Source organism: Lacunisphaera limnophila (genome assembly GCF_001746835.1).
GTDB lineage: Bacteria > Verrucomicrobiota > Verrucomicrobiia > Opitutales > Opitutaceae > Lacunisphaera > Lacunisphaera limnophila.
This window is the reverse complement of the sequence record NZ_CP016094.1, coordinates 3,808,451-3,827,598: the sequence shown is the minus strand read 5'-3', so window position 1 is coordinate 3,827,598 and position 19,148 is coordinate 3,808,451. Positions and strand designations below refer to the sequence as shown.

Sequence of the window (19,148 nt, the reverse complement as noted above, 5' to 3'; positions counted from 1 at the left end):
ATGACCGTTTTCCGACTCCTGCGAAATCTGCTGCTGATCACCGGCCTCGGCTGGGTGATGGGTGCGACGGCGTGGGCGGGATCGGCGACCAATGTCGCCGGGCTGTACTACACCGGCACCAATTCCACGGGCGGCCTGGTGGCTGGCGGCGGGCAGGATGCAAACTGGGCGGTCACCTATGCGCGGGTGAACGGCTCAAATTATACCGGCACCAGCACGTACACCGGCAGCGCCTACGTCCTGAGCAGCAGCTACATTGATGCGGCCTATGTGGCGAACACCTCGACGGCGCAGTGGATCACGGCGCCTGGGGCGCGCACCGCCGCGACCGGCGGCACAGCCAACATTGGCGGCGACTACCTGCCGGGCAACGGCACGACCGGCACCAACAGTGCGTATTACGTTTACCGGCTGGCCTTCACCATCACCGGCACCGGCACGGGCACGGTGACCAACAACATCCAGATCTCGATGACGATCGCGGCGGACGACGCCTATACCGTCTACGTCAACCCGACCAACTCACCCACGGTCAACAACAGCGGCGTGATCAGCACGGGGGGCACGGCGGCCTCGGCCAGTGGCACCTCGGCTTGGAACAACACGAGTTCCTTTGCCCTCGGCAACAGCACGACGGGCGGCGGCGTCAACAACTCCACCTTCCGCATCGGCACGAACTACATTTACGTGGTCGTGGCCAACACCAACAGCCAGACGGGCAGTAACGGCTCGACTACACTCAATCCCAGCGGCCTGTTGGTCTATCAGGTTGGTTCCGGCGTCACGATTGACGGCACGCCGGTGCCGGAGGCTGGCACGATGCTGCCGGTGCTGGCGGCGCTCGGCCTCTTTGCCTGGCGGCGGTGGCGCAAGCCACCGGTCGTCGGTCCGCCGTCGGCGGCCTAAGTCATTTTAGGAAATCCCGTGGTCGGTGACCCGGTTTGGTTTTTGCGACGCACAAAATACGTCGGCGCGGCCCGCTCCCGGCGGCCTTTTCACTTGGTCTGCTTCAGCGTGGCGCGGATCAGCTCCACCTCGGCGGTGGTGAGCGTGTCGGGAGGCAATCCATCCAGCAGCTGACGGCCCTTGGTGGAACCGCCGTCAGCCGCCAGCACCAGGCCGTAGCTGAAGGCGAGCGCCGGCGATTGCGGCACCTCGCTGGCGACGGTCTCGAGTAGCCGGCGGGCTTCCGCGAGGCGGTTCTGGCGGAAGTGAACGAAGGCGGCGGTGGCCACGTAAATCACGTTGCGCGGGTCGGCGGTGAGGTTGGCGCGGGCGATCTGCTCGGCCAGACGTTGGTCGCGCCCGGTCAGGGTGGCGAAAAAGGCGTAGTTGTTGCCGATCGCGGCGTCTGCGGGACGGAGCAGGTGCAACTGGCGGAAAACGCGGTACTGGCCCTCGGCGTCGCGCTGCACCTGGAAATGCCGCGCGAGCGAACCCAGGGCATCGATGGCGGACGGGCCCTCCTGGTGGGTGGCGTGCCACCAGAGTTCGACCGCCTCCGCGGTCCGGCCCCAGCCGTAGAGCAGTGAACCGGAGAACAGGGCGTGGGCGCTGTTGAGTTCGGCATGGCTGTAAAGGGTGAGGCGCAGTTCATCGGCCGGCCGGTTGTCCCCGAGTTGCAGCGCCGCCTCCAGACCGTAGGCCCAGCGGAGGAAATCGGCGTCCTCGCCCCAGGCGTGCCCGGAGGTCCAAGTGCGCAGGGCGGCCCAGTCGCCCGCCTGGCGCAGGGCCTCGGCCCCGACCACGGCGAGCGGCGGCCGCTGCATGCCGGCCGCAGGGAGTGTGGCCATCCAGGCTACAGCGTCGGCACCGCGGCCGATGGCATTGAGCCAACTCAGGAGCTGGGCGGCCGCCTGCGGCGTGACGGCGTGGTCGCGCTTCAAGCCGTCCAACACCACAGTGTAGCGCGCCCTATCCGCGGTGGCGAGGGCCAGCAGGCATTGGGTCATGTCGGCGACGGTGCAGCCCGGATGGCTGCGCAGGGCCTCGGCCCAGCGGAGCATGGCCGGTTGGTCGCCGCGATCGAGGGCGTGGGCGAGCAGCGTCCGGAGGGCGGTGGCACCCCATTCGGCATCGGCGGTCCAGGGGGAGAGCAAGTCGACGCCGCGGCGACGTTCGGCCGGGTCGGTCGACTGCAGGAGGATAAGCCCGAGGGGCACCTCGTTGACGGCGCCCGGACCCTCGAGGCGACGGGCCGCCTCGAAGAAATTGCGCGCCGCGGTCAGCCGCGACGACCGGCGGGCCAGCTCGCCACGGAGGCGTTGCACATGCGGTGAGGCCGCCTGCACTTCCACGGAGAGGGTGTCGAGGGCTTCATCCGCCTCATCCGCCTGGTCGGCGCGCAGGGCGGCGGCGGCCCAGCCGATGACGATGTCGGGATTGTCAGGGGCGAGCGCCGCGGCGCGGCGCGCATAGTCACGGGCCACGTCCTGCTGGCCGCCGATCCGGGCGAGTTGGGCGGCGATGAGCCAGGGCTCGGGATTGGTCGGATCGATGACGGCGGCCCGTTGGGCGGCCTCCGCGGCGTAGCGCAGCTGTCCGGCGTCGAGCCAGTCGCGGGCGATCTTGACGGCGTTGCGTTTCTGCCAGGCCGGGTAGAACCCGAACCAGAGGACGCCGCCCAGCACGAGGCCGGTCGCCGTGAGGTAGAGCCCGAGGCGCGCCGCGCGGCTGGCCTCGAAGAAATCCAGCAGACGCCACCAGGCGTCGCGCAGGTGGAAGTGGTCCCAGGCATCGCGCCAGCGCTGCCAGCGGCCCGGCCGGAAGGGGGGCTGGGTGCGTTCGTTGCTCCCGGGGGAGCGGATCGGGCGCGGCTTCATGGGGCGCCAGTGTGAACCGGCGGGCGGCGGTGAAACAAGCATGGAGACCGGGTGGCGCGCATATTCCGCTTCTGCTTTAGCCCCGATCCTGTATGCCGGTTTCGCATCATGGCACGCACATCGGTTCGACAACTCTGGAAGGCGAAGCTCGAGGGCAAGCTCGCGGCCCCGTCGTGGCCGGCGGCGCCGACGCTGCAGCGGCCGGCGTTCCAGGGCCGGGTGCTCGGGGTTGATCCCAGTTTGCGCGGGACGGGCCTGGCGCTGCTGGAGTTCACGCCGGGCCGGCCCGCGGTGCTGCTGCGCTGCCAGACCCTGAAGATCCCGGCGAAGCATGCGATGCCGCGTTGCCTGGCGGAGATCCACCGGGCGGTGACGGCGTTCATGGCGGATTTCACCCCGCGGCACGTGGCGCTGGAGCAGACGATCTACGTGCAGAATTTCCAGACCGCGCAGATCCTCGGCGCGGCGCGGGGCGCGGCCATCGCGGCGGCGGCGTTGCACGACGTGGCCGTTTTCGAGTACGCCCCGCTGCGGGTGAAGCAGGCGGTGGTGGGGGCGGGTCGGGCCAGCAAGGAGCAGATGGCCCGCACGGTCATGGCCATGCTGGGGCACGGCCGCCCGCTGGCCTACGATGAAGCCGACGCCGCGGGCGTGGCGCTGTGCCATGCGTTGACGTGGCGCGAGTGAGCCGGCGGCGCGGCGGGCTCACCCAGAATTGATCCAACCGGCCCGGCCTGTCGTCCGAAGGCTGGGCGAAGGATGAAGGTCAGGTTCCACCTCTAACCGCTACGGGCCGGCGGGATGTTTGGCGTGCGCGTGGCGCCGGCGCTCGTAGTGCTTGATGGCGGTGTAGCCGACCCCGGTCACGCCGCTGAGTACGGCGGGAAAGAGCAGGGTGTCGTAACCCCACTGGCCGTAGCCGATGCCGCCGAGGACGGCGCCGGCGAAGTAACCGAGCAGGAGAACGCCATAGATGCGGAAGCGGAACCAGTCGACCTCGGCGCGGCGCAGGAAGTGACCGCAGGCGATGCCGAGGTCGGTGACCATGCCGGTGATGTGGGTCGTGCGCATGGTGGAGCCGCTGTAGGTGCTGACCATCGCGTTCTGGAGGCCGCAGGCCGCGGCGGCCAGGTAGTCACCGACATTGGCGCCCCGGCGCAGGAAATAAACCGCCGCCAGCAGAAGGACGGACTCGACCGAGAGGGCGACCCCGTAGCGGCGGCCGAGGCGCAGTGAGCTCTGGCGGATGAGGGCGCCGCTGACGAGGCAGCCGAGGAAGAACGCCGTGAGAATGGCGAGCGCGTGGAGGGCCACCCCGTAGCCGGCGCGGGCCAGCTCATAGCCCAGCACGGTCACGGTGCCGGTCATGTGGCTGAGGGCCTGGTGGTGCTGGCCGAGGAAGCCGACGGAATTGATCGTGCCCGCGATGGTGGCGAGCGTGAGGCCGCCGAAGTAGACCCAGGCGGGGGTTTGATGGCGGATCATGGGTGGGAGGCAGGGGAGGCGAGGATCTCGCGGGCCCGGACGAGGGCGGCGTCGAAGTGGGCGCGGATATTGCGGCGGCCGAGCTTCTCGATGAAGCCGGCCTGCACCATCATGTCGAGGGGTTGGCGGTGGGGACCGCTGAGGATGACGGTGCCGCCGGCGGCCTGCATGCGCTCCACGATGCTCTCGAGTGCATTCAGGGCGGTGGCGTCCATGGCGGGCACGAGCTGCATACGGAGGATGAGCACGCGCGGCAGGGTGCCGACACGCTGCAGCGCATCCTCCATCTTCTCGGCCGCGCCGAAAAAGAACGGGCCAAAGATCCGGAAGACCACGACGCCCTCGGGGATGGCCTTGCCGTGGGCGATCTGCTCGGTGGTTTCCAACTCGTCGCGGTCGGTCACCTGGGCGATCTCGGTGGTCTCGGCCATGCGCTTGATGAAGAGGATGGCGGCGAGGATGAGGCCGACCTCGACGGCGATCACGAGGTCGAAGACCACGGTGAGTCCCATGGTGGTGAGGAGGACGAGGGCGTCGCTACGGGGCATGCGGTGGAGGCGGCGCAGTTCGTGCCATTCGCCCATGCGGAAGGCGACGATCACCAGGACGGCGGCGATGGCGGCCATCGGGACAAACCGGGCGTAGGAGGAGAAGAAGAGGACGATGAGCAGCAGGGTGACGGCGTGGACCAGGCCGGCGACGGGGGTGCGGCCGCCGGCCTTGACGTTGGCGGAAGTGCGGGCGATGGCGCCGGTGACGGGCATGCCGCAGAAGAACGGGCAGACGATGTTGGCCACACCCTGGGCGATGAGCTCGGTGTTGGAATCGTGCCGGTCGTTGATGAGGCCGTCGGCGACGACGGCGGAGAGCAGCGACTCGATGGCGCCGAGCACGGCGATGGTGGTGGCGGGACCGATGAGGTCGCGGATGCGGCTGAGGCTGATTTCCGGCCAGACGAAGGGGGGCAGGCCGTGCGGGATGGCGTCGGGGCCGAACTGGGTGCCGATTGTGGCCACGCCGGCGGACTGCGCCCAGCCGAGCCAGAGGACGGCGACGGCCGACACAACCATGGCAATGATGGCGCCGGGGATGCGCTCGGCGTGGAGGCGGGCCCGGTATTTGGGCCAGAGGTGGATGAAGAGCGCGCAACTGGTGGCGATGAGCAGGGTCGGCAGGTTGAGCGCCGGGAGATGGGCGAAGATCCAGGGGATTTTTTCCCCGAACTCGCTCGGGACGGCCTCCGCGCCGCGCAGGCCGAGAAACTGGGGCGCCTGGCCGAGCATGATGGCCACGGCGATGCCGGTGGTGAAGCCGCTGGTGACCGGGTAGGGAATGAATTTGATCAGCGTGCCCAGGCCGCTGGCCCCCATGAGGACGAGGATGATGCCGGCCATAACGGTGGCGAGGAGCAGGCCGTCATAGCCATGTTTCTCCACCACGAGCAGAATGACGGTGACGAAGGCGGCGGTCGGGCCGGATATCTGGACGCGGCTGCCGCCGAGCAGGGAGACAATGAAACCGCCGATGATGGCGGTGAAGATACCGATCGCCGGGGCGGGAAACGGCGTCAGGACACCCGCCGGGATGCTGGCCACCCCCAGGGCGAGCGCGAGGGGCAGGGCAATGAGCCCCACGGTCATGCCGGAGAACACATCGGTCACCGCCTGCTGGCGGGTGTAGCCTTGTTGCAGCAGCGCGAGGAAGCGCGGGCGAAACTTGAAAGCCGCCGTGGGCCGGAGGCCGGTGGAGTCAGGTTTGCTCATGGCGGGCCGGGGCACATGGCGGAAGTTTGCAACGAAGCCCCCCGGCATACAACCCTTGTGTCAGGACGGCCATGAAGGCGTTGGAGGGCTAATAGGCTTTATCAGTCAATCCCTGATGACTGGGTGAGGGTGGGTGGTCCGCCTCCCCGAGCGGCTACAAGATGAAGCGGGCCACCCTTCAGATTTTGCCGCTGGACGGCGGCGGGAGGTAGCGGGCGAAGTCGCCGCTCTCGGCCAGTTGCTTCAGGGTCTGGTTGCGCGCCGCCAGCAGCCGCGTCATGTAGCGCTGCAGGAAGAGCCGGTCGGCGAGGCGCCCGAGCCGCCCGAGCGGGGCAGTGTAATCGAAGACATCGCTCATCCGCGTGCCACCCGGCACGGTGGCGAAGAGGTGATCATGATCGAAGCGTCGAAACGCCCCGGCCACCATGGAATCGCGAAAGTGAAGCGGGGCCGTCATCGCCACGATCCGGCTGGTGAGCCGCTGGCGCACCCCGAGGTGCACCGCTTCCCACGTGACGGATTCGCCGAGTTGGATCAAGCCGGTGGTCCGGCCCGCCACGGCGCGCTCGGCGTGTTGCGATTGGCTGGCCTGATGGGCGTCGATGCTGCGGGCCAGATCGAACACGATCTGGATCGGCGCGCGGATCAGGAGCTCAAGTTCGATGCGGGGCATGGGCGAGGTGGTCGCGGCATCAGCCCGGCGGTGGCCGCACGCCAAGGGCGGGCCCGGGATTTTTCATGAACGGGGCAGTTCGCACAGCTCGATGGAACCACCCGCGAGCACGACCGGATGAAGCTGGAGCAGATCCAGGAGGCGGGATTTGTCCGGGGCGTCAAAACGCATGTACCCCACGACGTGCTTCGTCGAAAGGGCGGTCTGCGGGTCGCCGACTATCTCGCGCCGGCCGATTTCGCTACCGCCCTGAAACAGGCCGCTGGCCCGGGCGGCCTGAAAGAAACGATCCCACGACTCCGGGACGGCGGCGGACTTCTCGTTGTCCTGGATCAGTACAATGTATTCGTTCACGGGATGAGGCAGCTGCGTCGCCGGACGCGACCGGTCAGGCCAACGACAGGAGCTCGGTGGTGGCCGGGACGTCCTTGATGATTTGGGAGGGGTCGGGGCCGACGCCGAGGTAGCGGAGGTTGGGGAGGACGGCGGGGAGTTTGTCCGGATAAGCGACGGCGATGAGGCTGCGGACCATGGCGGCGGTGTAACGCTGCGCATTCCGGGGCAGGTCGGCGAAGTGGCGGACGCCGGAGATGTCCTCGGCCCAGCCGGCATGCTTCGAGTAGACGGGATGAAGGGTCTTGCGCAGGGCCTCGTTGCGGGGGACGTGGCCGTAGCGTTTGCCGCTGGCGTCGGCGTAGGCGGTGCAGATCTGCAACTCGGTCGCGCCGGAGAGGGCGTCGATTTTGTTGATCATCAGGTCCTGGTAGCCGCCGTAGCGCAGGGCGTCGCCCTTCTCGACGGCGTCGTACCAGCCGACCATGCGCTGGCGGCCGGTGGTGACGCCGAATTCCAGCTTCTTGAGGCTCTGGCAGAGCGGGAGGTCGTCCGGCATCTGCGTGAGGAAGGTGTGGGTGCCGACCTTGGTGTCGTAGGCCTTGGCGACGCCGAAGGTGTGGATCGGCTGCACGGGGATGCCGGCGCTCTCGAAGAACTCAGGTGTGAACGTGTGGGAGGCGGTGACGTTGGGCGAGTAGCCGTGGCGTTTGTCGAGCCAGTAGGACTGGCCGAATTCGCCGATGATGCTGTGGCCGGCGGCGAGTTCGCGGAGCACCAGCTCGCGCAGCTCGCCGATATTGGCGCGGAGGGCCTGGCCAGCCTCCCAGTAGACCGCGGTCAGCTGGGGGATGTTCAGGGTGAACGGGGTGGGCCCCATGAACTGGTGAAAGTCGAATTCGGCCGCCTCGAACAGGCCGAGCTGGACCGCCTCGGCGTTAGCCTTGGTCTCGGCGGCGGTGAGCTTGGCGAAGAAGCTGTTCCACGTGTCCCCGTTGACGCGGCAGACGTGCTGGATGGTGCGGCAGGCGCGCTCGGCGCGGGCGGCGAGCTTGCGGGCGAAGAAATTCGGGCCGCCGAGGAAATCGGCGAAGGTGATCTGCCACTGGCCGGTTTCGTCCTGGTAGGCCGGGGTGATGCCGCGGCCGGTGGAGCCGCGGGCCTCCTCCTGGAGCACGTTGACGCGGTAATCCTCCCAGGCGAGGTCGAGGAGGCGGTGGCTGAGGTCCGTGACCAGGGTGCGCTCGTCGATGACGAGGCGGGAGAAGATGGCGTAACCCTTCTGCTCCAGCGGCCGGCCTTCCCAGAGGAACTTGCGGGGATCGGCGACGACGCCCGCGCCGATGCCGAGGTGGGGGACGGCCTGGGCGACGACGCCCGCGGGCAGGAGATTTAGCTTCAGGCCACCGGCGGTGTGGCCGGAGTTGGAGCCGCCGTTGACCTTGAAGACGACGGAGACCGAGGCCGGGGTGGGGCGGAGCTCCTCGATGACCTCGGGGATGAGGCGGCCTTTGCCTTCGTCACCGAAGGAGATGCCGACATCGGCGATGAGCTGGCTGCGGAAAGGAGAGAGGGGCATCGGGTCGGATTACGGTGTTCGGGAGTCGGAGATCGCAGAACAGAGGACGGAGGACAGGGCGGCAACGGCAAATTGAGTCATGCGGTGGCGCAGGGAGGCGCAGGGATGACTATGGCCGCTTCCGGCCGGGGTTGCTAACCTTGGGTTGGTGAGGCAGGGCGGCGTGGCGCGCCGGACCGGGGTGAGCGACCGCGGCTACAGGGTGCGCCGGGGCCGGAGGCGCGAGGCGCCGAGGGCGAGGAGGGCGTAGGCGGCGCTGGCGAGGTGGGCGCCGGTGGCGACGCGGATGCCAGGGTCGTCGAAGCGGATGGTGCCGCCGCCGGTGCCCCCGCGGTAATGCTCGAAAAACAGTTCCGCGACGTAGGCGAGCAGGACGGCGGGCCAGAACCAGTCGGTCCAGTCGCGGCGCCAGCCCTGCGCGGCCACGTAGACGAGCAGCCCGAGGTTCAAGGCGCTCAGTCCACCGTAGCGGAGCATGGCCGGCTCGAAGGCGTACAGGCAGCCGGAGACGAAGGCGGGCATCAGCCACAGGCCAAGGCGCGTAAAGGCGGGGTGGCGCGACTCCGCAAACCAGCCGACGATGAGCAGCAGACCGGCGTCGACGAGAAAGTGGGGCCAGCCGAAATGCACGAGATGGCCGGTCCAAAGCCGCCAGAGTTCGCCGGCGGCGAGCGCCGGCCGGTCATACAGCAGGCCGGCCCGCCAGGCGGGCACGAGTTGCACGACAAGGGCCAGCAGCGCGAAGAGAAAGGTGGCGGGGCGGAGAAGGACCTGAGTCTGGAGTTCTGCGACCGGAGTTTTTGCGGGCGAGCCGGACATGGACTCAGCGGCAGGGTCCCGAATGGCGACTTAGGCAAAACCGTGTGATTCCGAGGGCGGCGAGCAGGGCGATAAAGGCCAGACTGGGGGCGCCGCCACCGCCTCCTCCGCCGCCGGGCGGGGCCGGGGCGGGTGCGGGGGTGTTAACCGTGAGTGTGGCCGTGTTGCTGGTGACGAGGCCAGTGGCGTTGCTCACGGTCACGCGGTAGGCTCCAGCCTGGGACGCGGTGACGTTGGAAAGCGAGTAGGTCGCGCTGGTCGCGCCGTCGATGGGGCTGTCTCCGAAGAACCACTGGTAGGCCAACGGGGCGGTACCGGTGGCGGTGACGGAAAACGACACGGATCCGCCGCGGGTGACCGTGGCGTCGGCGGGGTGGGTGGTGATGCCGGGGGCGGAGCCAAGCTCGCCGTCAAAGGTGAGGTTCAGGGTGATGCCGGCGTTGTCCGCGCCGAGGCCGTCGTCATTGTTGAAACCGTCCACGGCGATCTGGTAGGTGGTGCCCGCGGTGGCGTTAAACGTGACGGTGCTGGCCTGGACCACGCCGGGGTTGATGTCGTCACTGCTGGCGATGCGGGTCAGACTGCCGAGGCTGGTGCCGGTGTAAACGCCGAGGAGGGAGTCGAAGTAGCTGCCGCGGGTGTCGAGCGTGACCCCGCCAGCGGCGGGCGAGGTCCAGCGCCACCAGACGGAGCGACCACCGGGATTGGGCTTGGGATTCGTGCCGCCATCATCGGCATGGCTTGGTTCGCCGGTTTCCTTGGTGGCGTTGGTGTTGTAGCCCTTGACGGCAAGCGTGCGCGTGTTGCCGAGGCGGAGGACGATGGCGTTGCTGAAGTTGTCGTTGGCGGGGGCGCCCGGTGGACCGTAGAGGGATTGAGCGCCCTCGGTGTCGTCGCTCGCCAACTGATCGCGATTGTCGATGGTGCTGTTCATGATCGCGGGGACGGACTGGCCGGCCTCATCGGGATGGTCGAGGCCAAGCACATGACCCAGTTCGTGCAGGGCGACGCGCTGGATGTCGGGCAGAAGGGTGTTCCCGTTGAAGCGGGCGTTGCCGCGGTACGAATCCCAGGAGTAGCGGGTGTTGAAGATGATATCGGCCTCGATGCGCTCGTTGCCGGTGCTGTAGCCGGTGGTGACGGCGAGGGTGGTGCCGCCGAAGTCGCGTCCGTAAATCGTGGAGCCGAATGCGAGCTCGTTGACCTCGTTGTCGGCGACCGGGTTGCCGGTGGCGGTCTCGGTCTGGAACTGGGCGGAGCCGAGTACCGCGTTCCAGGTGAGCGCGGCGGCGCGGGCACTCTGATTGTAGCTGGAGCCATCGGCGAGGGTGGCGGCGTCACCGAGGAGCAGGCGGAGCCGGATGGTGCCGGCGGGCCATTTCAAGGGCAGCCCGGTGCCGTTGGGGGGCGGGCTGGTTTTGTTCAGCGTAAAGGTGAAGGCCAGTGCGGCCGAGACCGCGCTTAGCAGCAAGAGGGGCAGGGCGGCGCGGCGCAGTGGGTTACTGATGGCGCTCACGGTCGTGCGGCTTGACATGGGAGCGGATGCGGGTGGCGAACTCGGATGTGTTGAGCGGCCGGGCGCGCGGGTCGCGGGCGGGGGCGGCGCTGGCGGCCGCCGTGGGCAGGGCGACCTCGGCCTCGTGGTAGAGGAATTTGCCGCCGCTGCGCATGACCTGGTTGTCGCCGGTGCGCGGATCGCGGCGCACGGGGTAGTGGCCGTGTTTCATGCCGACCAGCGGCACAATCTGGCGTCCGTTGCCCTGGATGAAGAGGATGCTTTCCTGACCAGGCTCAAAGCGGGGCGCGCCGTCGACCACGAGCTGCTTGTCGCCGATGCGACCGCCCACGAGGTCGAGGATGAGCGGCGAAGGCGGGGTGCCGCTGATGACCTCCAGGACCTCGAGTTCGACCTGGGTGCCGATGTAGGGCTTCCGGGGGTTGTCGGGGTTCTGCCGCCACTCCGAGGTGACGGACTTGACGGTGGCGCGGACCACGTAGTCGGCCGAGTTGACGAGCTGGTCGAAATCGGGGGCGATGATGGTCGTGCCCCGGGCCAAGGAAAATAATCCCGGCAGCGTGAGTACCACCAGCAGGAGGGATAATCGGCTACACTTCATGGGGAGGTGAGAAAAGGGCGCGCGGACTTGGTTGCGTTAAAACAACGCGAAGGCGCAAGTTTGGCAAATGCGAACCCGGCGGCGGACGGCCAGCGCCGTGCAGGCGGGGTGCGGAGACCCCGCCCTACCGTCCAATCCCGGCTCAGCCGCCGCTGCGGGTGGCGACCTCGATCACGTCGTGCGGCGAGGCTTCCTTCTGGCCGGCGGGCGTCACGCGGATGTAGCGGGCCTTCTGGCGCAGCTCGGGCAGGTTCTTCGCCCCGAGGTAGCCCATACCACTCTGCACGCCACCGATGAGGGCGCCGAGGACGTCGTCGACCGAGCCGGAGACTTCCTTGAGGGCCTCGATGCCCTCGGCGGCGACCTTGCGGACGGCGTCATTTTTGTCGTGGCCGTAGCGGGCGGCGGAGCCGGCCTTCATGGCGGCGTGGGAGCCCATGCCGCGGTACTGTTTGTAGAGTTTGCCCGAGATTTCCATGATCTCGCCCGGGGCCTCACGGCAGCCGGCGAGGAGGCCGCCGAGGATGACGGTGTCGGCGAGGGTGAGGGCCTTGACGATGTCGCCCGACTTGGTGATGCCGCCGTCGGCGATGAGGCGGACTCCCTTCTTCGCCGCGCCGCGGCCGGCGGCGTGCAGGGCGGTGAGCTGCGGGATGCCGACGCCCGCGACGATGCGGGTGGTGCAGATCGAGCCGGGGCCCTGGCCGACCTTGATGGCATCGGCGCCACAGCGGGCGAGGAACTCCACGCCCTCGCCGCTGGTGACGTTGCCGGCGATGATGGTCAGATCCTTGAATTCGCCGCGGATGAGTTTCACCATGTCACCGACCCCGGCCGTGTGGCCGTGGGCGGTGGAGATGGCGACGGCGTCGACGGCCTCCTGCATGAGCTCGCCGACGTGGGCGATGATGCGGTCGCGGTCGAGCTTGCCGTCGGGCGTGCGGACCGGGGAGATGGCGGCGCCGACGACGAGGCGGAAATGGGCGTCGCGGGCGGGCTTGCGGCGGGACTTGGCCTCGCCGGTGATGCGTTCGACGTCGGAGCTGGTGATGAGGCCGCGGAGGCGGTCGGCGGCATCGACGACGAGGATCTTGTGGATGCCGATGTTCTCCGTGAAGAAGCGGTCGGCGACCTTGATGGGGTCGTTGGCGATGCGCTTCTCCTCGACGGTGAGGAGCTGTTTGCGCGGGGTCATCACGGCGGCGACCTTGAGGGCCTTGTAACGCTCGCGGACGACGTTGCCGGGGAGCAGGCCGACGAGCTTGCCGGCCTCGTCGACGACGGGGAAGGTGCGGAAGTCGAAGCGGCGGAGATCGATCATCTCGAGGACATCGGCGATGGTGGCGGTGGGTTTCACCGTCATCGGGTCCTGGATGAGGCCGTGGACGTGGTGCTTCACGCGGGCGACCTCCTTGATCTGTTCCTTGGCCGGGAGATTGTAGTGGATGAGGCCAAGACCGCCGTTGAGGGCCATGGCGATGGCCATGCGCGACTCGGTGACGGTGTCCATGTCGGACGAGATGATCGGGATCTGCAGGGGCAGGCGCTCGGAGAGGGATGTCGAGAGATCGGTATCCTTGGGCAGGACCTCGGAGTAGAGCGTGGCGAGCGAGACGTCGTCGAAGGTCAGCGCGCTCGGCAGATTGGCGGGGAAGAAGCGCTCGGCGGGCAGGTAATACTCCGAATCGCTCGTGGTTTTGGCAACAGGCTTAGGCATCGTTGCCATGAACGAAATACTCCCGCCGGGATGAAGCTCAAACAAAAACTGGGGGCGGTTCCGGGCGTGGTGGATTTTACCTCGGCTGGACCTGAGTCACCCCGAGCAAAATGCATCCATGGCAGGAGTTAACCGCGAAGAGTGCGAGCGAGCGAGCTGGCCCACAGGGAGTTTACGGGACCGTGAAGTCGATGAGGCGTTTCTGGCGGTCGACCTTGGCGACGATGACCTGGATGGTATGGCCGAGCTCGAACTTGCGCTTGGTTTTGCGGCCGATGAAGGCGGTGCCGGGGCCGTTGAGGACGTAGAAGTCGTCGCGGAGGGAGGAGATGGGCACCATGCCAAAGGCGCCGGCGTCGGAGAGCTCGATGAAGAAGCCGTGGTTGCGGACGTCGGTGATGATGGCGTTGAAGACGGTCTTTTTCTTCCGCTCGGCCTCGCGGTCGAAGTACTCCATGAGCTTCACCTTCACGGAATCGCGCTCGGCCTCGGTGCTATTGATCTCGGTGAGGCTGAGGTGCTCGGCGAGCTGATCGGTGTGTGTGGCGCGGTAGCCGGGCTGCTTGGCGAGCCAGGCACCGAGGACGCGGTGCACGACAAGGTCGGCATAGCGGCGGATGGGAGAGGTGAAGTGGGTGTAGTCCTTCTTGTTCAGGCCGTAGTGGCCGTCGTGGCTGGGCCGGTAGCAGGCCTTGCGCATGGAGCGGAGGAGCTGGGTGCGGAGGACGAAGCCCTGCGGGTGGTGCTTGAGGGTGGCGAGCAGGCGCACGACCTCGTCGCGGTTCATGAGGTCGCCGGACTTCACGTTGAACGTCATGAGGAACTGGCGGAGTTCGCCGAGGCGGGCCTCGTCGGGGTCGTCGTGCACGCGGTAGAGCGAGGGCAGGCGGTTGGTGCGGGTGAGGCGGGCGACGGCCTCGTTGGCGAGAAGCATGTATTCCTCGATGAGCTGGTGGCTCTCGTCGTTCTCGATCTTCTCGATGCGGTCGGCGTAGCCCTCGGCGTCGACGAAGATCTTGGTCTCGGGCATGTCGAGGTCGAGGGATCCGTCGGCCATGCGGGCCTGGCGGATTTTCGAGCCGATGGCCCAGAGTTGGCGGACCCAGGTCTGGAGGTCGGTCAGCTCGGTGTGGGAAAGTTCGTTGAGCGCGCGGCCGGTGGAGCCGGTCTGGTGGGCGCCGGGCAGGGGGAGTTGGCGGATTTTGTTCAGGTCGTCCTCGAACATGAGGGCGTAGGCCTGCTTGTAGGTCAGGCGCTTGCGGCTGCGGATGACGGTGTTGGCGAACTCGACGGTCTTGATGGCGCCGTGGCGGTTGAACGTGAAGATCGCGGCCTTGGTCAGGCGGTCCTTGGCCTCGACGAGGGAGCAGAGGCCGTTGGAGAGTTTCTCCGGCAGCATGGGTACGACGGTGCCGACGAGGTAGGTGGAGTTGCCGCGGAGCTGGGCCTCCTTGTCGAGGGCAGTGCCTGGCTTCACGTAGTGGCTGACATCGGCAATGTGCACGCCGACACGGATCTCGCCGTGGTCGAGGTATTCGATGGAGAGGGCGTCGTCGAAATCCTTGGCGTCGTCGGGGTCGATGGTGAACGTCGGGATATCGCGGAAGTCGCGGCGGCCGGCGAGGTCGGAGGGCTGGACCTCGGGCAGGATGGCGGCGGCTTCGCGGACGACGGGATCGGGGAAGGAAGTCGCCAGATTGTATTTGTGGTAGATCGCGGCGAGTTCCGCGCGGGGCTCGAAGGCGCGGCCGAGACGCTGGGTGACCTCGCCGTCGGGGGCCTGGTGGCGCTCCTTCCACTCGTTGAGTTTCACGACGACCTTGTCGCCGACCAGGGCGGGCGGCTTGAGACCGGCGGCGGCGGGGTCGGGCACGATGATGTCGTGGGGGATGCGGGGATCGTCGGGGGTGACGTAGAAATAGGTGCGGCCGCGGTGGAGCGTGCCGGTGAGGGTGGCCGCGCCGCGCTCGATGATCTCGATGACGCGGCCGGCCTGCTCGCCGGGTTTCAGGAAGAACGGGAAGTCGCGCTCGCGCGGGGAGCGGAGGCGGACGACGACCTTGTCGCCCTGGAGGGCGGTGCCGGTGTCGGCGGCGTCGATGTAGATGGCCGGCTTGCGGGGCTCGGTGACGCGGACCTCGGGGGCGACCATGGCGGAGCCCTTCTGGCGGAAGTTGATCGTGCCGGTCACGAGGTCGGCGACCTTGGGCAGGCAGACGCGGTCGTTCTTGATGAGCGTGAGCTGGCCGGAGCGCACGAGCTGGGCGATCTCGGCGAAGAAGGCGACGCGGCGCTTCTTGTCGAGTTTCCACTCCTTGGCGATGACCGCGGCGGGGACGGGGACGTATTGCTTGCGGGAGAGGTGGGCGAAGAGTCTTTCGGAATGGTTTTTCATGGCGGCAGGGATGCCAGCGGGCGTGGGTAAAAGGGAAAAAAGGTGAGTTAGACAGGGCGCGGCCGGCACGTGGTTCGGGTCGGGGCGCAAAGCCCCTCCCTCATTGACCGAACTGCACGGCATCGGTTGCCGATGCTCAAGAAAAGCCGGGGCCAGTCGGCCGGAGCAGAAGCGTGCTGATGAACGGACGGGAGCAAAAGCAGCATTTTTCTAGTCGCACCGTGCGCATGGGGTTGTAGGGTTGCAACATGCGAATTGCCCACGCCGCCAGCGAAGTGTTTCCCTACCTCAAGACCGGCGGCCTGGCCGACATGGTGGCGGCGCTGACCGGAGTACTGGCCGAACGCGGTCATGAGGTGGCGCTCTTCATGCCGGGTTACCGCTCGGTGTTGGACGGCCCGCATTTCAAGGGGGCCGAGCTGTCGCACCGGCTCAAGATCGAGATGGGCGACTCGTTTCTGCCCGGTGATGTGTACACGCTCAGCCCGCGGGCGGGGCTGACGATCTATTTCATCGGGCGGGAGGAATTCTTCGACCGCAAGCTGCCGTACTGGACGGGCGAGCGGGACTATGACGACAACGACGCGCGCTTCATTTACTTCCAGAAAGCCGTGACCGAGCTGCTGCGCCTGACGGATTTCAAGGCCGACATCGTCCACTGTCATGACTGGCAGACGGGCATGCTGCCGCTGTTCCTGCGCGACGCCGAGCAACGCTACGGCACGACGCTCGCGCTCAAGACGGTGTTCACGATCCACAACATCGCGTACCAGGGCATCTTTCCACGGAAGTCCTTCGCGCTGGCCAACCTGCCGGAGGAGCTGCTGTCGATCGACGGCCTCGAGTACTACGACCAGATGTGTATGATGAAGGCCGGGATCGTTTTCGCCGACCTGGTGACCACGGTGAGCCCGCGTTACGCGCAGGAGATCCAGACCCCGGAGTTTGGCAACGGCATGGACGGGGTGATCGGCACGCGCCTCGCGGACCTGCACGGTTTCATCAATGGCATCGACACGGCGGTGTGGAATCCCGCGACGGATGCCAGCCTGCCGGCGCAGTTCAGCGTCGAGAACATGGCCGGCAAGGCCCTGTGCCGGGAGCGGCTGCTGCAGGAATTCGGGTGGAGTCCGAAGCCGCCGGCGGCCAAGCGCCGCGCCGGCAACACGAATCCCGGGCTGCCGGTGGCCGCGCCAGCGAACGGCGGGTTCAAGGGGCCGGTGTTCGGCATGGTCTGCCGCTTTACCGTGAGCAAGGGCCTCGACCTGCTGCTCGGGGCCGAGGATTTTTTTGCCACGGAGGATTGTCGCCTGGTGGTGCTCGGCGGCGGAGAGCGACGCTACGAGGACGCGGTGCGCGCGCTGGCGGCACGGCATCCCGGCAAGATCGCGGTGTGTGTGCGCCTAGACGAGGCGATGAGCCACCTGGTCGAGGCGGGGTCGGATTTTTTCCTGATGCCCTCGCTGTTCGAGCCCTGCGGGCTCAACCAGATGTACAGCCAGACCTACGGCACGGTGCCGCTGGTGTCGCGGGTGGGCGGGTTGGTGGACACGGTGGTGGATGTGGACGCCTCGCCGGAGGCGGGCACGGGTATCATGTTCCCGCCCACGCAGGAAGCCTTCAACCAGGCGTTGCGGCGGGCGCTCGCGCTCTATGCGGATCCGGTGAAGTATGCGGACGTCCAGCGCCGGGCGATGCGCCGGGATTTTTCGTGGAAGACGGCGGTCGCCGCGTACGAGGAGCTTTACACGAACGCGCTGTGATCGGGGTGTAGGGTGGGGTCGCCGAACCCCGACTTGAGGGTGATACCGCGATCGAACAAAGGCGGGGTTCGGCGACCCCGCCCTACAGTTTGGCGATCGGGAGGCGCGTCCCGGTCAAGCGCCCGCGAGCGGGCTGCCCACAAATTGGGGAAGGTGCACTCACGTGACATTAATTGCGTCCGGCGCGTTGCCCCAATCGTTTTACAGACAATGACCTCCGCTGCAACGTCCACCCCCCAGCCGGCCACGCTTGTGTGGTTCCGGCAGGATCTGCGGGTGCAGGACAACCCAGCGCTGGCGGCGGCGGTGACGCGGGGGCGTCCGGTGATTCCGGTGTATATTTTGGATGACGCCGGCGAGGGGCGGTGGCCGATGGGTGGCGCGTCCCGGTGGTGGTTGCATCACTCGTTGGCAGCGCTGGATCAGGCGCTGCGGTCGCGCGGATCGCGCCTGGTGCTGGCTCGCGGTGAGAGCGGGGCGGTGCTGCGCGATTTGATCAAGGCCACGGGGGCGGACGCGGTTTACTGGAACCGGCGGTACGAGCCAGCGGTGATTGCGCGGGACAAGGGTTTGAAAGCGGGGCTCGACGTCGAAGCCCTGAGTTTCAACTCGGCCCTGCTGTTCGAGCCGCACACGATCCGGAACAAGGCGGGGGCCCCGTTCCAGGTCTTCACGCCCTTCTGGAAGCATTGCCTGACCTTGGCCGTGGAGGAACCCGTGAAGCTGCGAGGCGGGGACCTGCCGAGCCCGATGTCATGGCCGCGCTCCTTGGAACTGGGGGCCCTCGGGTTGCTCCCGAAGATCCCGTGGGACGGGGGATTTGCGGCAGCCGCGGCGCCGGGTGAAGCGGGGGCGATGTCCCGGTTGAAGCAATTCACGGCCGGGGCGATGGATGACTATGCCGACCGGCGCAACCGGCCCGATGTGCTGGGGACCTCGGCGCTGTCGGCGCATTTGCATTTCGGGGACATCGGCCCGCGCCAGATCTGGGCGGCGGTGAAGGCGACAACGAAGGGCAGCGGCGTTTTTCCGCCGAATCGCGGGGCGCAGGTTTTCCTGAGCGAGGTGGGTTGGCGGGAGTTCGCGCATCACCTGCTGTTTCATTTTCCGCACACGCCCGAGGCGCCGTTGCGGATGGATTTTGCGGCGTTCCCGTGGGTGCAGGACTCGGTAAAACTGCGCGCCTGGCAGCAGGGCCGGACGGGTTACCCGATCGTGGATGCCGGCATGCGCCAGCTCTGGGCGACCGGGTGGATGCACAACCGCGTGCGGATGATCGTGGCGTCGTTTCTCGTGAAGCACCTGCGGATCTCCTGGCAGGCCGGCGCGGACTGGTTTTGGGACACGCTCGTGGACGCCGATCTGGCGAGCAACACGCTCGGCTGGCAGTGGACGGCCGGGTGCGGGGCGGATGCCGCGCCGTATTTCCGGATCTTCAACCCGATCCTCCAGGGTCTGAAATTTGATCCCGAGGGCGACTATGTGCGCCGGTGGGTGCCGGAGCTGGCGCGGCTGCCGGCGGAGTTTATCCACCAACCCTGGGAAGCGCCGATGGATGTGCTGGCCTCCGCGGGGGTGACCTTGGGGCGGACCTATCCGCATCCGCTGGTCGACCATGGCGAGGCGCGGGATGCGGCCTTGGCGGCGCTGGCGACCATCCGGCGGGCCAAGCCCTAGCGTCG

Annotated in this window: 15 protein-coding genes; 4 read left to right on the top strand and 11 right to left on the bottom strand. The window is 67.6% G+C overall.

Annotation, left to right across the window (positions count from 1 at the left end; genetic code table 11):
• Complete coding sequence (locus Verru16B_RS16085) at positions 1-906, top strand: hypothetical protein (RefSeq protein WP_069963242.1); 906 nt, start codon at positions 1-3, stop codon at positions 904-906.
• Positions 907-995: 89 nt separating this feature from the next.
• Here Verru16B_RS16085 and Verru16B_RS16080 read toward each other — a convergent pair whose 3' ends face one another.
• Positions 996-2,822, bottom strand: coding sequence for a tetratricopeptide repeat protein (locus Verru16B_RS16080; protein WP_069963241.1), 1,827 nt, complete (start codon positions 2,820-2,822; stop codon positions 996-998).
• Between the two features lie 108 nt (positions 2,823-2,930).
• On the opposite strand from Verru16B_RS16080, the gene Verru16B_RS16075 reads away from it, so the two are divergent.
• Positions 2,931-3,509, top strand: a complete 579-nt coding sequence (locus Verru16B_RS16075; RefSeq protein WP_069963240.1) for a crossover junction endodeoxyribonuclease RuvC — start codon at positions 2,931-2,933, stop codon at positions 3,507-3,509.
• Between the two features lie 99 nt (positions 3,510-3,608).
• On the opposite strand, the gene Verru16B_RS16070 is transcribed toward Verru16B_RS16075, so the two are convergent.
• From Verru16B_RS16070 to Verru16B_RS16025, 10 genes are all read right to left on the bottom strand, one after another.
• Entirely contained in the window at positions 3,609-4,307 is a 699-nt protein-coding gene (locus Verru16B_RS16070; RefSeq protein ID WP_069963239.1) for a YoaK family protein, read from the bottom strand.
• Positions 4,304-6,070 carry a SulP family inorganic anion transporter gene (locus tag Verru16B_RS16065; RefSeq protein ID WP_069963238.1) on the bottom strand — a complete coding sequence of 589 codons (1,767 nt, stop codon included), beginning with the start codon at positions 6,068-6,070 and terminating at the stop codon, positions 4,304-4,306. Before Verru16B_RS16065 ends, Verru16B_RS16070 begins: the two co-directional genes overlap by 4 nt.
• 178 nt (positions 6,071-6,248) lie before the next feature.
• Positions 6,249-6,743, bottom strand: a complete 495-nt coding sequence (locus tag Verru16B_RS16060) for an SRPBCC family protein (RefSeq protein WP_069963237.1) — start codon at positions 6,741-6,743, stop codon at positions 6,249-6,251.
• 63 nt (positions 6,744-6,806) lie between these two features.
• Positions 6,807-7,097 carry a YciI family protein gene (locus Verru16B_RS16055; protein WP_069963236.1) on the bottom strand — a complete coding sequence of 97 codons (291 nt, stop codon included), beginning with the start codon at positions 7,095-7,097 and terminating at the stop codon, positions 6,807-6,809.
• A gap of 34 nt (positions 7,098-7,131) precedes the next feature.
• Positions 7,132-8,655: an adenylosuccinate synthetase gene (locus tag Verru16B_RS16050; RefSeq protein WP_069963235.1), complete on the bottom strand. Its 1,524-nt coding sequence runs from the start codon at positions 8,653-8,655 to the stop codon at positions 7,132-7,134.
• A gap of 195 nt (positions 8,656-8,850) precedes the next feature.
• A complete protein-coding gene (gene rrtA / locus Verru16B_RS16045; RefSeq protein WP_069963234.1) occupies positions 8,851-9,474 on the bottom strand; it encodes a rhombosortase in 624 nt (207 codons plus the stop codon).
• A gap of 4 nt (positions 9,475-9,478) precedes the next feature.
• Positions 9,479-10,990 (bottom strand): matrixin family metalloprotease, encoded by a 1,512-nt coding sequence (locus tag Verru16B_RS16040; protein WP_157772497.1) that lies wholly within the window; start codon positions 10,988-10,990, stop codon positions 9,479-9,481.
• The gene (locus tag Verru16B_RS16035) at positions 10,974-11,591 is read right to left on the bottom strand and encodes a hypothetical protein (protein ID WP_157772495.1); all 618 of its coding nucleotides are present in this window, start codon (positions 11,589-11,591) and stop codon (positions 10,974-10,976) included. Before Verru16B_RS16035 ends, Verru16B_RS16040 begins: the two co-directional genes overlap by 17 nt.
• A 142-nt stretch (positions 11,592-11,733) precedes the next feature.
• On the bottom strand, positions 11,734-13,308 hold the full coding sequence (gene guaB / locus Verru16B_RS16030) for an IMP dehydrogenase (protein ID WP_069963231.1): 1,575 nt from the start codon (positions 13,306-13,308) through the stop codon (positions 11,734-11,736).
• Positions 13,309-13,480: 172 nt separating this feature from the next.
• Positions 13,481-15,703 carry a ribonuclease R family protein gene (locus tag Verru16B_RS16025; RefSeq protein WP_069963230.1) on the bottom strand — a complete coding sequence of 741 codons (2,223 nt, stop codon included), beginning with the start codon at positions 15,701-15,703 and terminating at the stop codon, positions 13,481-13,483.
• A gap of 248 nt (positions 15,704-15,951) precedes the next feature.
• Between Verru16B_RS16025 and Verru16B_RS16020 the strand changes: the two genes are divergently transcribed.
• Together Verru16B_RS16020 and Verru16B_RS16015 are read left to right on the top strand one after the other, a co-directional pair.
• The gene (locus Verru16B_RS16020) at positions 15,952-17,466 is read left to right on the top strand and encodes a glycogen synthase (protein ID WP_069963229.1); all 1,515 of its coding nucleotides are present in this window, start codon (positions 15,952-15,954) and stop codon (positions 17,464-17,466) included.
• A 210-nt stretch (positions 17,467-17,676) separates the two neighbouring features.
• The gene (locus Verru16B_RS16015; protein ID WP_069963228.1) at positions 17,677-19,143 is read left to right on the top strand and encodes a cryptochrome/photolyase family protein; all 1,467 of its coding nucleotides are present in this window, start codon (positions 17,677-17,679) and stop codon (positions 19,141-19,143) included.
• The last annotated feature ends 5 nt before the right edge of the window (positions 19,144-19,148 follow it).

Bases quoted from the DNA above. Each gene is read 5' to 3' on its own strand.
- Verru16B_RS16065 (WP_069963238.1), bottom strand. From the start codon at position 6,070: ATGAGCAAACCTGACTCCACCGGCCTCCGGCCCACGGCGGCTTTCAAG.
- Verru16B_RS16035 (WP_157772495.1), bottom strand. From the start codon at position 11,591: ATGAAGTGTAGCCGATTATCCCTCCTGCTGGTGGTACTCACGCTGCCG.
- guaB (WP_069963231.1), bottom strand. From the start codon at position 13,308: ATGCCTAAGCCTGTTGCCAAAACCACGAGCGATTCGGAGTATTACCTG.
- rrtA (WP_069963234.1), bottom strand. From the start codon at position 9,474: ATGTCCGGCTCGCCCGCAAAAACTCCGGTCGCAGAACTCCAGACTCAG.
- Verru16B_RS16070 (WP_069963239.1), bottom strand. From the start codon at position 4,307: ATGATCCGCCATCAAACCCCCGCCTGGGTCTACTTCGGCGGCCTCACG.
- Verru16B_RS16020 (WP_069963229.1), top strand. From the start codon at position 15,952: ATGCGAATTGCCCACGCCGCCAGCGAAGTGTTTCCCTACCTCAAGACC.
- Verru16B_RS16085 (WP_069963242.1), top strand. From the start codon at position 1: ATGACCGTTTTCCGACTCCTGCGAAATCTGCTGCTGATCACCGGCCTC.
- Verru16B_RS16060 (WP_069963237.1), bottom strand. From the start codon at position 6,743: ATGCCCCGCATCGAACTTGAGCTCCTGATCCGCGCGCCGATCCAGATC.
- Verru16B_RS16080 (WP_069963241.1), bottom strand. From the start codon at position 2,822: ATGAAGCCGCGCCCGATCCGCTCCCCCGGGAGCAACGAACGCACCCAG.
- Verru16B_RS16075 (WP_069963240.1), top strand. From the start codon at position 2,931: ATGGCACGCACATCGGTTCGACAACTCTGGAAGGCGAAGCTCGAGGGC.
- Verru16B_RS16015 (WP_069963228.1), top strand. From the start codon at position 17,677: ATGACCTCCGCTGCAACGTCCACCCCCCAGCCGGCCACGCTTGTGTGG.
- Verru16B_RS16025 (WP_069963230.1), bottom strand. From the start codon at position 15,703: ATGAAAAACCATTCCGAAAGACTCTTCGCCCACCTCTCCCGCAAGCAA.
- Verru16B_RS16050 (WP_069963235.1), bottom strand. From the start codon at position 8,655: ATGCCCCTCTCTCCTTTCCGCAGCCAGCTCATCGCCGATGTCGGCATC.